This is a genomic window from Virgibacillus pantothenticus (assembly GCF_018075365.1).
Taxonomy (GTDB): Bacteria; Bacillota; Bacilli; order Bacillales; family Amphibacillaceae; genus Virgibacillus; species Virgibacillus pantothenticus.
The window spans coordinates 1561252-1576813 of record NZ_CP073011.1; the positions used below are offsets into that span (position 1 = coordinate 1561252).

The following is a 15562-nucleotide window of genomic DNA, read 5'->3' on the forward strand; positions in this document are numbered from 1 at the left end:
ATTAGACTTATAAGTTTGTTCAAACTTGAATTTTCTCTAAGTTATCCTAATTTGGCTGATTCTAACAATGGACACATGCAGGTTAAAAGCATATAATGTAACTATTTAAAGTAATAATTAGACTCGATATAGCGAATAAAGGTGATTTTTAATGGCAAAAACCGATATTATGACAATAGATGATATTTTAAATAAGGCAGGTCAGTATCTGTCGGAAGAGGATACTGCTTTTATTCGCCAAGCATACGAATTTGCCGAAGAGGCTCATGCCGAACAGTTTAGAAAATCTGGCGAGCCGTATATTATTCATCCTGTACAGGTGGCTGGAATACTAACAGAACTAGGGATGGATGCTGAAACGATTGCAGGAGGATTTCTACATGATGTGGTTGAAGATACGAATGTGTCTGTAGAAGATGTTGAGGAAGCGTTTAATCATGAAGTTGCTATGCTAGTTGATGGGGTTACTAAATTAGGGAAGATAAAGTATAAATCGAAAGAGGCGCAGCAAGCAGAAAATCATCGAAAAATGTTTGTTGCAATGGCAAAGGATATTCGTGTGATTTTAATTAAATTAGCTGATCGCTTGCATAATATGCGTACGTTGAAGCATTTACCTCCGGAAAAACAGCGGCGAATAGCAAATGAAACGTTAGAAATCTTTTCCCCGCTTGCTCATCGATTAGGGATTTCGACAATTAAATGGGAATTAGAGGATACGGCATTGCGCTATTTAAACCCACAGCAATATTATCGAATCGTTCAATTGATGAAGCAAAAAAGAGAGCAGCGCGAATCATATATTAGGGAAGTAATGGAACAAGTTTCCAAACAATTAAGAGAAATGAATATTGAAGCAGAATTATCTGGTAGACCAAAGCATTTATACAGCATTTATCGTAAAATGGTCAAACAAAATAAGCAATTTAATGAAATCTATGATTTACTTGCTGTCCGGATTTTGGTCAATAGTATTAAGGATTGCTATGCTGTTCTGGGTATTATTCATACATGTTGGAAACCAATGCCTGGAAGGTTTAAAGATTATATTGCGATGCCAAAGCCAAACCTTTATCAATCTTTGCACACGACAGTGATTGGTCCCAAAGGGGATCCTTTAGAAGTGCAAATTCGTACAAGAGAAATGCATGAAATCGCTGAATATGGAATTGCTGCTCATTGGGCTTACAAAGAAGGTAAGCAAGTAAATATGGATAAGCAATCCTTTGAAGAAAAATTGACATGGTTTCGGGAGATTTTGGAGTGGCAAAACGATACACATGATGCAGAAGAATTTATGGAATCCTTAAAGGTTGATTTATTCTCTGACATGGTATATGTATTTACTCCAAAAGGAGATGTCATTGAACTTCCTGCTGGTTCTGTGCCGTTAGATTTTGCTTATAAGATTCATACGGAAATCGGGAATAAAACGATTGGAGCTAAAGTGAACGGTAAGATGGAACCACTTGATTATAAGTTGAAAAACGGCGATATCGTTGAAGTAATGACGTCAAAACATTCTTATGGACCTTCGCAAGATTGGCTTAAAATAACCCAGACTTCACAGGCGAAAAGTAAAATAAAGCAATTTTTCAAAAAACAACGTCGTGAAGAAAATGTATTAAAGGGGAAAGAAGCAGTTGATCGTGAAATTCGGAGCCTTAATATAGAGCCAAAAGATGTCTTAACACAAGAAGATTTGCAGCGTGTGTACGAGAAGTATAATTTTTCTAGCGCAGATGATATGTATGCAGCTGTTGGTTATCAAGGAATTACGGCTGCTGCCATTGCCACAAAATTAACAGAAAAATTAAGACAATCTCGCGAAAAACAACAAGCTCTTGAACAAACTATTGAAGAAGTAAAAACAGATGTAAAGCAAAAGAAAGTTAATAAACGTGATTCGGGTGTGAAAGTAGAGGGGATCGATAATCTGCTGGTTCGATTGTCGAAATGCTGTAACCCGGTACCTGGTGATCAAATTGTTGGCTATATTACAAAAGGCAGAGGTGTGTCTGTTCATCGATCTGACTGTCCCAATGTACAGACGGAGGAAGCGAAACAACGCTTTTTGCATGTTGAGTGGGAAAATAATCGTACTGAACAGAAACAATACCATGTTGATTTAGAAATTTCTGGTTTTGATCGCAGAGGACTAGTGAACGAAGTACTACAGGCAGTAAATGAAACAAAGACGAATATCACGTACGTTAATGGACGGTCGGATCGAAATAAAATGGCAATTATTCAAATTACGATCCTAATCCATAATACAGGACATCTTCGTAAAATTGTCGAACGAATAAAGCAAATCCCGGATGTTTATGCAGTAAAACGTACGTTGCAGTAATGATGGTCATGCCTCGAAAAGGCAAGCGAAATTATAGAAAAGGGGAGTATCATGAGAGCAGTCGTTCAACGCGCAAATGCAGCAAGTGTTTCCGTTCATGATTCGATAATTGGGCAGATTGAACATGGCTTCGTTGTTCTATTAGGAGTGACTCATGAAGATACGTGGGAAGACGCCGCCTATTTAGCGAAAAAAATCGTACATTTACGTGTTTTTGAAGATGAACAACAAAAGCTGAATTTGTCGTTAAAAGATGTGAACGGAAGTATTCTATCCATTTCTCAATTCACGCTGTATGGTGATACGAAAAAAGGGCGCAGACCGAATTTTATGAAGGCAGCAAAACCTGAACAAGCAAATGAATTGTATCTTCAGTTTAATCGTTTCATTGCTCAAGAAGGTGTCCATATAGAAACAGGAGCATTTGGTGCGATGATGGATGTGCAATTAACGAATTCCGGTCCTGTGACGTTGGTCATGGATAGTAAAGAGGGGTGACAGGAACAAACCTCAAATGGTTGTTCCTGTTTATTTATAATTCGCAAAATAAGCCCCTAATCCTTGTATAATTCCAGATACGAGCTGTTTTTGATACATCGTCGTTTGAAGACGTGATTCTTCAGCTTGATTTGAAATAAACCCTAATTCTATTAAAATCGCTGATTTCATATTTTGCCGAAGAACTAAATAATCACCAAATGATGTCCCACGGTCGTCCGATTGCGTTGCATTAATTAATCCCTTTTGAATCAAGGAGGCTAAATCTTGGTTGTTATCTTGAAAGTAATAAGACTCAATTCCTGTAACATTTGGTAAGCCCGGTACGCTGTTATAGTGTAAACTAATAAATACGTCTGTCTTGAAATTGTTACTATAACTAATCCTGCTATTTAGAGGTATGAAATCATCTCTTGGTCTTGTTAATCGGACATCTGCACCAAGCATGGTCAGTTCTTTTTTTAATTCTTGAGCGGTTAAAAAGGTCACGTCTTTTTCCAAAGTTTCAGTTGCACCTATCGCTCCAACATCCCTTCCACCATGTCCAGCGTCGATAACAATCGATTTGTTGGTAAAGTTACTTTTACTTGAATTAGGAATGGCTTTAGTAAGTGACTTGTAAATATATCCATGGATTGCTTCATTTTTAATTTCATACCAATCCCCACCTGAAGAAATAACGTTAAATGTACTTCCCTTATCAGCAAAATGAGAAATAGGGTCATCCGTAGAAGGTCCACTGCGAATTTGGGTGTTTGGATTTGGAATAGTGATCTTTGTTGGCGTAATCGCTACCTCATCTATATTTATATAGTTGGTGTGAATCCATCCTGCACCGTTATCTAATTGGATTTCCACCCATTCCGATTGCTGTTGGGTCACGGTATATGTATCTCCTTCGTTGGTTTGAGTAATCTTCTGAAAATCCGTTCCCGGTCCGCGGCGTACCGTTACGTTATTTTCAGTTACGGTTCCTTGCTGTTCAGCAGCGACAGGCATGTCCCAGTGCAAGCTAATGATCATTAATGAGATGAAAGCGGATGCTATTCGTTTATTCAAAAAGATACCTCCAAATGTGATAACGTTACCATTTTTTTGTGCTAAACAATTGTTCTGGTAAGAATTCGAGTGCAAAAATAAACTGTGATTTCTGTATGATTGTTCAACCTTACTTTTAAGTATAATAAAAATTAACTGGGTTGGCAAAGCTAATCGAAAGAGGAGGTTATACTTCATATGCGTACATCTGAAAAGCAATGGAATGCTCATCAATATAAAGAAGTGTTTGGAGTGAATCTACATCAATTCTTAGAATTAGTAGAAGCGGAAGCAAATCATATGGAAATGGCAGAGCAGCTAGGACTATCGCTAAGAGAAGTAAATATATTAAAGAAGAAGATAAATCGCGCTTGACAGAATAACTAGGAACGATTAATATAATATACATTCATAAGTATTGCTAATATCGAATTTATCCGCATATAAGGCGCTGTAAGACTCCCACTTCAAGATTGGCGAAATCCATATTACAAAAAGTCAAAGTGGGAAATGACATACCAAAACGCCCTATTTCGTAAGCGGTCTTTATTTTTGAATCTAGGGAAGAAAACCCTCTTCCTTATTGTAATTGTATATAATCGAGAGACCTATGAAGGAAAAAGTAATTGGCAACCGAACTGTCCAGAGAAAAAATGCCGTTGGCTGGAAGCATTTTGCATGGTCGGCCCAATGAAAGACGTTCCAGAGGTTTTATATCGAATTTCTAGTAGGTATAAACGTATCGCAGGCGTTAACTGCATGAAGCGGATGTACATAACATCAACTAGGGTGGCAACGCGGGTAAAACTCTCGTCCCTTATTTATTGAAAAATAATAGGGGGACGAGGGTTTTTTATTTATTAAGTTAAGAAACCAGCATGGCTCGCCTAGAGCGCGAGCCACCATCTATCATGAAAAACTTTTGCTTTATAATGTTTAGATTCTTAAAATACTGTCTAAAATATATGAGTTAGAGAGTGCTAAATAGAGTTCTTTTTCATACAAAAGTATAAAATGAGGTGTTCGGGGATAACGAAATAACCGACTAGGTACGTCTGGCTCCATCCCCCAGCAACGATGCGCCTTTAGAAATGCGCCCTACGATAAGGCATCATCGGTTCGTCGCTAAGAGGAATGCCGACTAAAAACGGGCTTGCCGCCTGGTTCTGCTTTTATTTAGCAGTAGATGGGAGAAACTTCCGATTGGATGAAGATTCGCTTTAAAATATCGGTTTTTCGTTCAAGTAACACTAGATGCCAAATGAGTTTCGCAGCTTAAATAAAATGTATACTTGTAAAAGACAATATGAAAACAATTCCAAGTAATCAAGTGAATTTTGCAAAACAATGAATTTTTACCATTAGGAGGTTATTAAGATGAGTTATAAAGCGCCACGAGGGACAGCAGACGTATTACCTGGGGATTCCAGGAAGTGGCAGTGGGTAGAGGAAACAATTAAGCAGGTATGCCGCAGATTTCATTATGAAGAAATACGGACGCCTTTATTTGAACATACAGAAGTATTTCAACGAGGAGTAGGAGATACGACAGATATTGTTCAAAAAGAAATGTACACGTTTGAGGATCGTGGGGGAAGAAGTATTACGTTGCGTCCTGAGGGAACAGCTCCAGTAGTTCGAGCCTATGTAGAACATAAAATGTACGGGCAAGCGAACCAGCCTACGAAACTGTATTACTTTGCCGAAATGTTTCGATATGAACGTCCACAAAAAGGAAGAATGCGACAGTTGAACCAATTTGGAGTTGAAGTGCTAGGCAGTGCTGATCCAGCTGTCGATGCCGAAGTAATTGATTTAGCAATGAGCTGTTACCGGGAAATGGGCTTAACATCGTTAAAATTAGTTATTAACTCACTTGGAGACAAGGAAAGCAGAGAAAATCACAGGCAAGCACTTATTGCACATTTTTCTCCACATAAGCACGAACTCTGCTCCGATTGTCAAATGCGTTTAGAAAACAACCCGTTACGCGTTCTTGATTGTAAGCAGGATCGGGAACATCCAGCAATGCGAACAGCTCCATCTATTCTGGATTATTTAAATGATTCCTCCAGAGATTATTTTGAACAAGTAAAAGAATATTTAGATGTGATGGGCATTGCATATGAAGTAGATAAAAATTTAGTCCGTGGTCTCGATTATTATAATCATACTGCGTTTGAAATTATGAGTGAAGCAGATGGTTTTGGTGCAATTACTACTTTAGCTGGAGGCGGCAGGTACAATGGCCTTGCCGAACAATTAGGCGGACCAAGCACACCAGGCATCGGCTTTGGGATGGGGCTTGAAAGGCTACTGATGGCGTTAGATGCGGAGAATCAAGTGATTCCTGTGGATCGTTCTCTTGAGGCTTATGTAGTAGCAGTTGATAACCAAGCGCAAAAAGAGGCAGTACAGCTCGTTTCCATTCTGCGCAAATATGGTGTACAGGCAGATAAGGATTATTTAGGTAAAAAAATGAAAGGGCAATTGAAAGCAGCCGACCGTTATCTGGCGAAATATGTATTAATTATCGGCGAGAATGAGCTCGAAGATCAAACCGTTACAGTAAAAGAAATGAGCACTGGAAACCAAGAAACGATAGCTAAAGATAAATTGATTGGCTTTATGAAGGAAAAGTGTTTAGGAGGAAAGGGACATGAGTAAGCATCAACGCATCATGGCAGGCACATTAAGCGAAACGAATGTAAACGAGTCTGTACTTTTGAAAGGTTGGGTACAAAAGCGACGCGATTTAGGAGGATTAATATTTATCGATTTACGTGATGCATCTGGTACGGTTCAAATCGTTTTTAACCCGGATCATTCGCAGACAGCGTTAGAAATAGCAGAAACGGTTCGTAGTGAGTATGTGGTTGAAGTAGAAGGAACCGTTGTAAAACGTGATGCATCTACGATTAACCCTAATATGAAAACAGGTGAAATTGAAGTAATTGTTTCAGCAATTACCGTTTTAAATAAAGCAAAAACACCGCCGTTTGCTATTCAAGATAAAGCAGAAACTTCCGAAGATTTACGATTAACGTATCGTTATCTTGATTTGCGACGTCAGCCATTACAGGATACGTTTAAGTTACGTCATCAAATCACACAGGCGGTTCGGCACTTTTTAAATGAGCAGCATTTTTTAGAGATGGAAACCCCTATATTAACGAAAAGTACCCCGGAAGGAGCAAGGGACTATCTGGTTCCAAGCCGTGTTCATAAGGGTGAGTTTTATGCTTTGCCACAGTCTCCTCAACTATTCAAACAGCTGATTATGATGGGGGGATTCGAAAAGTATTATCAGATTGCCCGTTGTTTTCGTGATGAAGATTTACGAGCGGATCGCCAGCCTGAATTTACACAAATTGATATTGAGACATCGTTCTTAACAAGCGATGAAATTATGCAATTAACGGAACAAATGATGCAGTATGTCATGAAAGAAGTGAAAGGGATTGACATCTCACTGCCGCTAAAGAGAATGCCTTATGAAGAAGCAATGGCACGTTATGGTTCTGATAAACCTGATACTCGTTTTGGTATGGAACTTATTCATGTAGCTGATATCGTGAAAAATTCCAATTTTAAAGTGTTTCAAAGCACTATTGAGTCTGGAGGATTAGTGGCATTACTAAATGTGAAGCAACAGGCCACGGCGTTTTCTCGGAAAGATATTGACAAGCTAACAGAATTTGTAAAAGTATATGGAGCCAAAGGTCTAGCATGGTTCAAAGTAGAAGGTGCTGAATTAAAAGGACCAATTGCCAAATTTATTTCCGAAGAAGAAAAAACAGCATTATTGGAAGCAGCACAAGCTGAAGATGGAGACTTGTTATTATTCGTAGCTGACAAAACGAATATTGTTTATGATAGTTTAGGTGCGTTACGCTTAAAACTTGGGAAAGAATTAGGTTTAATTGACCAATCTGCATTTCATTTTCTCTGGGTGACAGACTGGCCATTACTGGAATATGACGAGGAGCAAGGCAGGTACTTTGCAGCACACCACCCATTTACTTCGCCTGTAGCAGCGGATAGAGAAAAGCTTGATACAGAGCCGGAAAATGTCAAAGCAAATGCATATGATTTAGTATTAAATGGATATGAATTAGGTGGAGGGTCTATTCGTATTCATCAAACGGAGCTACAACAGGAAATGTTTAAGGTGTTAGGATTTTCTGAAACTGACGCAAGAGAACAATTTGGTTTCTTGTTAGAAGCTTTAGAATATGGGGCACCGCCACATGGAGGTGTAGCCTTAGGATTGGATCGAATCGTTATGCTTTTAGCCGGAAGAACGAATCTAAGAGATACGATTTTATTCCCGAAAACAGCTTCTGCTTCTGATCTATTAACGAATGCACCAAGTGAAGTAGACAAGACACAATTAGATGAATTATCCATCCAACTAATTTCTCATAAGGAAGACAAAGCTGCAGATAAATAGATTTTCGAAACTCGTTAGCGTATGGCAAAGTAAGATAAAGGATGCAGATGCTTCTTGATGTAATGGGCCTACATGTTCATAAACAGAATGATATAAAGTGTGTATGAAGTTAAGGCTGGTATGTTTCATGAAAAATGAGAAAAGTAGTATCCGGATAGTAAACAATACGATAAGTCCTAACAGCTTTATAAACGATACTATAGTCAAAAACCAAAAGAGTAACCATTTTTTCATAAGATAAGAAACCACCATCTATTAGAAAAATTTTGCTTTATAATGTTTAGATCCTTGAAATACTACCTAAAATAAATAACTTATATAATGGTAAATAGCTTTTTTTCATACAAAAGTATAAAGTTAGGTGCTTGGAGATAACGAAATAACCGACTAGCCACGTCCCGCGCATGAGCCCAGCAACGATGCGACTTTAGAAATGCGCCCTACGATAAGGCCTCATCGGTTCGTCGCAAAGAGGAAGGCCGACTAAGAACGGGCTTGCCGCCCAGACGTCGGCATACCCCTGTTTTTAGTGGCATGATTTCTTTATCTTTAGTTGATTCGTTCCATTCACTACGTTGCTAAACGGGCGCCCCGCGCCTTTGTTCCACTATAGGAGAGTATAAGATTTTTTTGGTTTATAGTATAAGAAAAACAAAGGCTTCCGCCAGAAGACTTGGCGACAAGCCAAGTTTTTCTAATCGAATCGGCATTAAAACAAGAAAATCACAAGGTGAAAGTAGCTTCCGTAAATTTAGGGAAAGGTTAAGGATTGATTTTTTTAGAAATGACATGTTAAAATAAATTTACAAACAGTAGAATCCTGATGTGTTCGTCCGTACCAAAGTGTTTTGACCGAACACCTTTATAATTGGGAGCTCGTTTGTTTCTATGTTGCGTGCGGGCCTTAACCATGAGGAAGCACAATAAATATAGAACAGAGCACCCACCTGCCATGAGCGGGATCAAAGCTTTATACTGGACGGCACGATCGGGACTGCTAAAAAAACCTACATTGCTTAAAAGGACGATTCCTTTAGCAATGTAGGTTTTTTAAGTTCTATAAGAATATCTTAGTTTGATCCTTGCGCCAACTGCTGCAAATTACCGTTTTTGTCCATTCGGAAGGCTGGGGCAGTCAACGTGCCTTGATCTTCTAGTACAGTCATTTTTCTGGCTCTATCCATAATTTGGATAAAAGCTTGATAATCTTCCTGCATGGTTGTTAACTGAGTTTTTGTTTGCTGTAACTCTCGGTTCAATGTATCTACTTGTTTTTGTAATGCTTCTTTTTCTTTTTGTACCTGTTCAAGAGAGGCTTTTGATTGATTTGAATCCAATGACTTTTTTTCTAACCCTCTTAAAAATTGAATTACCTTATCCATTGTTAAATCAGATGCGGAATTCATTGGAATGTCAGTAAACGTTTGATTGTGCTCTGGTTCTTGCTTTTGTCTCGTAGAAGCTACAATGGTTGGCTTATGCTCAACCTTTCCTGCTTTTGCCATAGCTCGTTTCTTTTCTTTTCGTTGACGTTTTGCAAGATCAATAGCATTCACGTACTTATTACGTATTTCTGCATTCCATCGAAAGCCACAAGCGGCAGAAGTGCGATTTAATTTATCTCCAACCTCTTCGAAAGCATTTAATTGTGTACTTCCTTCTCTTATGTGGCGTAATACGGTTTCTGCCAATAATAAATCATCTTCATGCGACCATGCATCTTGTCTAACCTTTGCCATTTTTGTTCCACTCCTTTTTACGTAACAACTTATTGTTCAAGATAGGTAGTGTAAAAGACATGTTTGCTTCAAAGTGAAGCTGTACATTTTCCTACTTTTGAACAACATTAATAGATTTAATTTATCTGGCATTAAGGTGCTTATAAGCCCCCCGTTTCATTAATTCAATGAAGGATACAAAGAAGTCTAAGAGGGAGATAACCGCACCTAAATACCTGATTCGTTCAACTAACATTCAGTATAAGCTGAAAAATTCCTACTGAAAGAAGTATCACGTTATCTCGTTAAATCTTATTGTTACCAAAGAAGTTGCAACTTATACGTTAATTCTGTTTATCTTTCCTGATTTTCTCATAAACTTGTTTCATAGCTTGTTCAAATTTTCCAGTAGCCTTAGGTTCATAGTATTGTTTATGTTTAATTGCATCCGGCAAATATTGCTGCTTTACCCAGCCGTGATCGTAATCATGTGGATATTGATACTGAGTGCCTCTGCCTAATAATTTTGCACCAGCATAATGCGCGTCTTTAATATGGGCTGGAACTTCTCCGCCTTTTCCACTTCTCACATCGTGTAAAGCTTTGTCTAACGCTTTATAGGCAGTATTCGATTTAGGAGATAGGCACAACTCTATAATCGCAACAGCCAACGGGATTCTTGCTTCAGGAAAGCCTAGACGCTCTGCAGCCTGTACTGCTGCTAATGCTCGGGGGCCGGCTTGAGGGTTGGCTAGACCAATATCCTCATAAGCAGTTACAATCATTCTCCGGGCAATACTGTCGAGATCTCCAGCTTCCACTAATCTGGCTAAATAGTGAAGCGAAGCATCAACATCACTGCCGCGAATAGATTTTTGAAATGCAGAAAGCACATCATAATGTGCGTCACCATTTTTATCATGGGAAAAGCTCTTTTTTTGCATACATTCTTCTGCTATAGTCAAAGTGATAGAAATATGGTTTTCCTCATTTTCAGGTGTGGATGAAACAGCTAATTCAAAGCCATTTAATGCAGCTCGCAGATCTCCATTAGCGCTTATTGCAAAATGGTCCAATGCTTCATCAGAAAGTTGAATGGATTTCTTACCATATCCTTTTGCTTCATCTGTCATCGCCCGTTTAATGGCTTCCTTAACATGGTCACTTGTTAGTTTATGCAATTCAAATAAATGACATCTACTGCGAATTGCTGGGTTAATGGAATGATAAGGGTTACTAGTTGTACAGCCGATCAAGATAATTAGATTATTTTCCAAATGTGGAAGTAAAAAGTCTTGCTTCGCTTTATCCAAACGATGTACCTCATCCAAAATAAGAACTATTTGCCCTGTCATTTTGGCCTCTTCTACAACAATCTCCATATCTTTTTTCTTATCGGTGACTGCATTTAATGTTTTTACTTGCTTGCCTAAACTTTTGGCTAAGGCCAAAGCCATAGATGTTTTACCAGTTCCTGGAGGTCCGAATAATATCATGGATGCAAGCCTTTCAGCAGCTACCATGCGACGAATGATCTTTCCTTCGCCAACTAAATGTTCTTGTCCAATAATATCGTCAATATGCTCTGGTCTCATTTGAAACGCAAGTGGTTTTTGTTTCATTTATACCGTCCTTTATATTATAATGATGCTTATTTAGCGTTACATGTTGATCGACATGCATTATAGAAGTGAATCGTATGCAAGTCATTTGTGTTCCATGCTATAATATCATGTATGAGTATGTATGGAACGTTAATTAAATTGAGGTGTTTGATATGAAAATTTCAACGAAAGGAAGATATGGTCTTACTCTTATGATACATCTAGCGAAATGTCATGGCAAAGGACCAACTTCCCTTAAACAAATTGCCAAAGAAAATCAATTATCGGAGCATTATTTAGAGCAGTTAGCTTCCCCTTTGAGAAATGCGGGCTTAATTCGGAGTATTCGCGGTGCATATGGTGGCTATGTATTGGCAAAGGAGCCAATGGATATAAAAGCAGGTGATATTATTCGTGTATTGGAAGGTCCGATTACACCTGTAGAAGGAATAGAAGATGAAGAACCGGCTAAGCAAGCTTTATGGCTAAGAATTCGTGATGCTGTAAAAGACGTGTTGGATACAACTACGTTAAAAGATTTAGCTGAGCATAATGACGATGAACCACAGGATGCTTATATGTTTTATATTTAAAAGGTAGGAAGGAAAGATATTTGTGGAACATATCTATTTAGATCATGCAGCAACTACTCCTGTTCATCCGGAGGTATTAAAGCACATGTGTGAAATAGAAGGCGAAGTGTTTGGTAATCCATCCAGCGTACATGCCTTTGGTAGAAAAGCGAGAAAGTTGGTGGACACTGCCAGGTTAAATATTGCCAAAAGTATTGGTGCAGGGGAAAAGGAAATGATCTTTACAAGTGGCGGGACAGAAGCGGATAATTTAGCTTTGATTGGGGTAGCAAGAGCCAATCAGGATAAAGGAAAGCATATTATTGTGTCTTCCCAAGAGCATCATGCGGTATTACACACAGCTGAACAATTGGAAAAAGAAGGCTTTCATGTGACATACCTGCAAGTAAAAGAAGATGGAAAAATAGCTGTCGAGGACGTAAGCAATGCGCTAACCAATGAAACAATTTTAGTTTCTGTTATGTATGTAAATAATGAAACTGGAGTGGTACAACCGATTAAAGAGATTGCTGCAGAACTAGAGAATCATCAAGCTTATTTCCATACTGATGCCGTTCAGGCTTTTGGTTTAATAGATATCGATGTTCGTGAATTAGGCGTGGATATGTTGACTGTATCTGCGCATAAAATTAACGGACCAAAGGGTATTGGCTTTCTTTATGCTAATGAAAATGTGAAGCTTCAATCGTTGCAATATGGTGGAGAACAAGAAAGAAAACGCCGCGCAGGGACAGAAGATGTAGCACGGATTGCAGGATTTGAAAAGGCAGTAACATTAGCGATAGATGAAAGAGAGCAACGGATCAAGACATACGAAGGTTTCAAGCAACAATTTATTGCCCGTTTGCGTGAGCAAGAAATTGATTTTCAAATCAATGGAGACCAACAGTCTACGATTGCTTCCATCGTGAATATTAGTTTTCCTAAAACAAATGTGGAGGCATTATTAACGAATTTAGATTTGGATGGAATCGCAGCTTCTAGTGGGAGTGCCTGTACTGCAGGATCTGTAGAACCTTCTCATGTACTTACTGCTATGTTTGGAAAAGGACATGAATGTACGACAAACTCAATCCGGTTTAGCTTTGGACTGGCTAATACTGCCGAAAATATAAACACTGCTGCTCAACGTGTAGCTAAAAGCGTGAAGCGTTTGTCTCGCCTGTAAACTGCCGTAGTCTTTTAAGGAATGCGCCGAAACTAAAAAGAAGAACGGCAACTAAATGCCCATTGGTTCGACTACCAGTCATCCGAAAAAGAAGACACCTGTTGACTGAGAGGTTTCACCTTTATCCCACCTGTAAGTTGCTGTCATTTTCCAATTTAGAATAAAGGAATGCAGGACATGATGTTTGGTATAAAGGTGTTGCAATAGGGAAAAGGTTATGCTAGTGAAAAGCTTTAAGTATCCCTACTCCTAAGATGTTAGCCTTTGTTCTCTTTCTTCGTAGGGTCAATAAAGGCTTCCATACAAAAAACGCCACTTTATAAAAATTAAAGGATGATTAATATGAATCAAGATACAAGAGTAGTTATTGGTATGAGTGGAGGTGTAGATTCTTCTGTAGCCGCTCTGCTTTTAAAACAGCAAGGTTATGATGTTGTTGGTATTTTTATGAAAAATTGGGATGATACAGATGAATTTGGTGTTTGTACAGCAACAGAGGATTTTGAAGATGTAGTAAGAGTTTGTAACCAACTGGATATCCCATATTATGCAGTTAATTTTGAAAAACAATATTGGGACAAAGTATTTACGTATTTTTTAGATGAATATAAAGCTGGAAGAACCCCTAATCCAGACGTCATGTGTAATAAAGAAATAAAATTCAAAGCATTTTTAGAACATGCATTGTCATTGGGTGCTGATTATGTTGCGACAGGTCATTATGCACGGGTACGTGAAAAGGATGGCCGTTATGAAATGTTACGAGGTGTCGATAATAATAAGGACCAAACGTATTTTCTGAATCAATTAACGGAAGATGTTTTGGCAAAAGTGATGTTTCCACTTGGCCATTTACCAAAATCAGAAGTAAGAAAAATAGCCAAAGAACATGATCTTGCAACAGCGACCAAAAAAGACAGTACAGGTATATGCTTTATTGGAGAACGGAACTTTAAAGCATTTTTAAGTGAATATATTCCTGCACAACCAGGAGAAATGCAAACGTTGGATGGTGTGGTGAAAGGACGACACGATGGGTTGATGTATTATACGATTGGTCAACGACAAGGGCTCGGTATTGGCGGAGCAGGAGACCCGTGGTTTGTGGTCGGCAAAAATATCCCGAAAAATATTTTGTACGTGGAACAAGGATATAGCAATGAAAAACTATACTCCGACGCACTTACAGCAACAGATGTTAATTGGATCCATCCCGATAAAATAAATAAAAGCTTCACATGTACAGCAAAATTTCGCTATCGTCAAGAAGATAGTCCTGTAACGGTGACGGTAATGGACGATAATCAGGTCCATGTTGAATTTAAAGAAAGCCAGCGGGCAATCACTCCGGGGCAAGCAGTTGTTTTTTATAACGGAGAAGTATGTCTTGGCGGTGGGACGATTGACCAAATTTTTAAAAGTGAACATCGACTTGATTATGTAGGATAACGAGGAGTTTTACAATGAAGGACAAGCTACAACAAGCTATAGCACTAATGCAAAATAGTAAGCTGGACAAAGCTGCTGCATTATTTGCGGAAATTATTGAAGAGCATCCCAATGATCCAGTGGGGTATACAAATTTTGGTAACCTCCTGTTGCATATGCAAGATGCAGAACGAGCACAACGCTTTTTTGAAAAGGCAATTGAATTGGATCCGTATGCAGCAACTGCTCATTATGGTTTGGGTAATCTCTATTATGAGCAGTCGCTGTATGCTAAAGCTCAGAAACATTTACAAACAGCGATAGAATACGGATTAATGGAAGCAGATACCTATTATCTACTAGGGATGACTCTACAACATCAGAAGTATCATAAATTGGCTTTACCTTATTTATTGCGAGCAGTGGAACTCAATCCGGATGATGAAGAATTCCTCTTTCAATACGGATTGAGCCTAGCACAATGTGAGCACTTAAAAGAGGCGGAAGAAATTTTTTACAAAGTCCTTCAGAAGAATGATAATCATAGTGATGCGTACTATAACTTAGGCGTTATAGCGCTATATGATGAGCAACCTGAGAAGGCGTTAGAGCATTTTGAGGAAGCATTACGTATTCAGCCAGACCATGTTTTGGCAGCCAACGGTCGAAAAAGAGTAACTGCTTACCTCCATGAAAGACAGTAGTAAGA

General features: G+C 38.6%; 12 protein-coding genes, 1 other RNA gene and 1 other annotated feature. Of the genes, 10 read left to right on the forward strand and 3 right to left on the reverse strand.

Going from position 1 to position 15562, the window contains the following annotated elements; genetic code table 11:
- Positions 1 to 151 precede the first annotated feature (151 nt).
- Entirely contained in the window at positions 152 to 2353 is a 2202-nt protein-coding gene (locus KBP50_RS07340; RefSeq protein WP_050353172.1) for a RelA/SpoT family protein, read from the forward strand.
- A 51-nt stretch (positions 2354 to 2404) separates the two neighbouring features.
- Positions 2405 to 2851 carry a D-aminoacyl-tRNA deacylase gene (gene dtd / locus KBP50_RS07345; RefSeq protein ID WP_050353171.1) on the forward strand — a complete coding sequence of 149 codons (447 nt, stop codon included), beginning with the start codon at positions 2405 to 2407 and terminating at the stop codon, positions 2849 to 2851.
- 30 nt (positions 2852 to 2881) lie between these two features.
- Here dtd and KBP50_RS07350 read toward each other — a convergent pair whose 3' ends face one another.
- Positions 2882 to 3910, reverse strand: coding sequence for an N-acetylmuramoyl-L-alanine amidase family protein (locus KBP50_RS07350; RefSeq protein WP_050353170.1), 1029 nt, complete (start codon positions 3908 to 3910; stop codon positions 2882 to 2884).
- 177 nt (positions 3911 to 4087) lie between these two features.
- Between KBP50_RS07350 and KBP50_RS07355 the strand changes: the two genes are divergently transcribed.
- The 4 genes from KBP50_RS07355 (at position 4088) to ssrS (ending at position 9341) form a co-directional block, all read left to right on the forward strand.
- Positions 4088 to 4264 carry a hypothetical protein gene (locus KBP50_RS07355; protein ID WP_169770806.1) on the forward strand — a complete coding sequence of 59 codons (177 nt, stop codon included), beginning with the start codon at positions 4088 to 4090 and terminating at the stop codon, positions 4262 to 4264.
- Between the two features lie 226 nt (positions 4265 to 4490).
- Positions 4491 to 4710, forward strand: a binding site (T-box leader).
- 556 nt (positions 4711 to 5266) lie between these two features.
- Positions 5267 to 6556, forward strand: a complete 1290-nt coding sequence (gene hisS / locus KBP50_RS07360) for a histidine--tRNA ligase (protein ID WP_050353169.1) — start codon at positions 5267 to 5269, stop codon at positions 6554 to 6556.
- Complete coding sequence (gene aspS / locus KBP50_RS07365) at positions 6549 to 8342, forward strand: aspartate--tRNA ligase (RefSeq protein WP_050353168.1); 1794 nt, start codon at positions 6549 to 6551, stop codon at positions 8340 to 8342. The genes hisS and aspS overlap by 8 nt, the downstream gene beginning before the upstream one ends.
- A gap of 814 nt (positions 8343 to 9156) precedes the next feature.
- Positions 9157 to 9341: non-coding RNA, 6S RNA (gene ssrS, locus KBP50_RS07370), on the forward strand.
- A gap of 71 nt (positions 9342 to 9412) precedes the next feature.
- Here the strand turns inward: ssrS and KBP50_RS07375 are convergent.
- Complete coding sequence (locus KBP50_RS07375; protein WP_050353167.1) at positions 9413 to 10081, reverse strand: RsfA family transcriptional regulator; 669 nt, start codon at positions 10079 to 10081, stop codon at positions 9413 to 9415.
- Positions 10082 to 10404: 323 nt separating this feature from the next.
- Positions 10405 to 11682: a replication-associated recombination protein A gene (locus KBP50_RS07380; RefSeq protein ID WP_050353166.1), complete on the reverse strand. Its 1278-nt coding sequence runs from the start codon at positions 11680 to 11682 to the stop codon at positions 10405 to 10407.
- 155 nt (positions 11683 to 11837) lie between these two features.
- Here KBP50_RS07380 and cymR point away from each other — a divergent pair, with 155 nt between their 5' ends.
- The 4 genes from cymR (at position 11838) to KBP50_RS07400 (ending at position 15557) form a co-directional block, all read left to right on the forward strand.
- A complete protein-coding gene (gene cymR / locus KBP50_RS07385; protein WP_050353165.1) occupies positions 11838 to 12257 on the forward strand; it encodes a cysteine metabolism transcriptional regulator CymR in 420 nt (139 codons plus the stop codon).
- 22 nt (positions 12258 to 12279) lie between these two features.
- Positions 12280 to 13425 carry a cysteine desulfurase family protein gene (locus KBP50_RS07390; protein WP_050353164.1) on the forward strand — a complete coding sequence of 382 codons (1146 nt, stop codon included), beginning with the start codon at positions 12280 to 12282 and terminating at the stop codon, positions 13423 to 13425.
- Positions 13426 to 13767: 342 nt separating this feature from the next.
- Positions 13768 to 14874 (forward strand): tRNA 2-thiouridine(34) synthase MnmA, encoded by a 1107-nt coding sequence (gene mnmA, locus KBP50_RS07395; RefSeq protein WP_373314083.1) that lies wholly within the window; start codon positions 13768 to 13770, stop codon positions 14872 to 14874.
- Positions 14875 to 14888: 14 nt separating this feature from the next.
- A complete protein-coding gene (locus tag KBP50_RS07400; protein ID WP_050353162.1) occupies positions 14889 to 15557 on the forward strand; it encodes a tetratricopeptide repeat protein in 669 nt (222 codons plus the stop codon).
- The last annotated feature ends 5 nt before the right edge of the window (positions 15558 to 15562 follow it).

What these genes read in the sequence shown, in the direction of transcription:
- KBP50_RS07340 (WP_050353172.1), top strand. Translation starts at nt 152, where the DNA reads ATGGCAAAAACCGATATTATGACAATAGATGATATTTTAAATAAGGCA.
- dtd (WP_050353171.1), top strand. Translation starts at nt 2,405, where the DNA reads ATGAGAGCAGTCGTTCAACGCGCAAATGCAGCAAGTGTTTCCGTTCAT.
- KBP50_RS07355 (WP_169770806.1), top strand. Translation starts at nt 4,088, where the DNA reads ATGCGTACATCTGAAAAGCAATGGAATGCTCATCAATATAAAGAAGTG.
- hisS (WP_050353169.1), top strand. Translation starts at nt 5,267, where the DNA reads ATGAGTTATAAAGCGCCACGAGGGACAGCAGACGTATTACCTGGGGAT.
- aspS (WP_050353168.1), top strand. Translation starts at nt 6,549, where the DNA reads ATGAGTAAGCATCAACGCATCATGGCAGGCACATTAAGCGAAACGAAT.
- KBP50_RS07375 (WP_050353167.1), bottom strand. Translation starts at nt 10,081, where the DNA reads ATGGCAAAGGTTAGACAAGATGCATGGTCGCATGAAGATGATTTATTA.
- KBP50_RS07380 (WP_050353166.1), bottom strand. Translation starts at nt 11,682, where the DNA reads ATGAAACAAAAACCACTTGCGTTTCAAATGAGACCAGAGCATATTGAC.
- cymR (WP_050353165.1), top strand. Translation starts at nt 11,838, where the DNA reads ATGAAAATTTCAACGAAAGGAAGATATGGTCTTACTCTTATGATACAT.
- mnmA (WP_373314083.1), top strand. Translation starts at nt 13,768, where the DNA reads ATGAATCAAGATACAAGAGTAGTTATTGGTATGAGTGGAGGTGTAGAT.
- KBP50_RS07400 (WP_050353162.1), top strand. Translation starts at nt 14,889, where the DNA reads ATGAAGGACAAGCTACAACAAGCTATAGCACTAATGCAAAATAGTAAG.